The following is a 904-nucleotide window of genomic DNA, read 5'->3' on the forward strand; positions in this document are numbered from 1 at the left end:
GAGTTTACTATAGTGTATCAATAAATAAATTATTTAACATCTGCATTCCTACGACATGTACAGGCAAAAAGAGCCGATAAATTTAAACTGTGTTTGTAGTGTGTAATTAATACGAGGTGAACAATGGGTAGCGCAATTAAACTGAACATGATCACCCAAAGATCGATTGAGGAAGGCGCCGCGATGGAGAAGGGGAAGACCAACCCAGACTATTTCGAAGCGTGCTCGATCATTGAAATGAATCCTGAAGACATGAAGAAATCAGGCATCTGGAAGAACTCGAACGTGAAAGTGACAAGCGAGTGCGGAACGGTTGTTGTCAAGTGCATCCACGCGACGCAGTACTGCCCCCCGGGCCTCGCCCACATCCGGCAGGGTGTCTGGGCAAATCAGGTTGTCCCTCCGCGGACCCAGTCGACCGGCACCCCCCAGTACAGCGGTTTCCCGGTCACCGTAGAGCCGGCATTTAATGAAAAACGCAAGACAGCCCTCCAGCTCGTGCAGGGTTCTGTGGGTCTCTGGAAAGGAGGGAATTAATTATGCCAAAACTCATCCAAGGTGTCGGATGCCCGTACTGCGGTTCATCCTGCGACGATATCGAAGTGCTGGTCTCCGATGATGAGACCAAGATCCTTGAAGTTCATAACGCGTGCATTATCGGGACGAACCTGTTCCACCATGCAAACGACCCGACCCGGCCCAGGCTCCCCCGCATGCGGCAGCCCGACGGCTCGATGAAGGAGATTCCTTACGAGGAAGCGATCGATTACTTTGCGAAGACCCTGCTCGCGGCCAAGAAGCCCCTCATCTACGGCTTCGGTTCCACCAACTGCGAGGGCATGAGTGCGGTCGCCCGGATTGCCGAGAAGGCCGGGGCCGTCCTCGACAACTGTGCAACCATCTG

General features: G+C 53.2%; 1 protein-coding gene and 1 pseudogene. Both read left to right on the forward strand.

What is annotated here, in order from left to right:
- The first annotated feature begins 123 nt into the window (after positions 1-123).
- Positions 124-537 carry a molybdopterin dinucleotide binding domain-containing protein gene (locus tag QZN75_RS09210; protein ID WP_292427754.1) on the forward strand — a complete coding sequence of 138 codons (414 nt, stop codon included), beginning with the start codon at positions 124-126 and terminating at the stop codon, positions 535-537.
- Positions 538-539: 2 nt separating this feature from the next.
- Positions 540-904 (forward strand): annotated as a pseudogene (locus tag QZN75_RS09215) (formylmethanofuran dehydrogenase subunit B); the annotation flags it as partial.

This window comes from Methanoregula sp., from assembly GCF_003170075.1.
Lineage (GTDB): Archaea > Halobacteriota > Methanomicrobia > Methanomicrobiales > Methanospirillaceae > Methanoregula.

Bases quoted from the DNA above. Each gene is read 5' to 3' on its own strand.
- QZN75_RS09210 (WP_292427754.1), top strand. From the start codon at position 124: ATGGGTAGCGCAATTAAACTGAACATGATCACCCAAAGATCGATTGAG.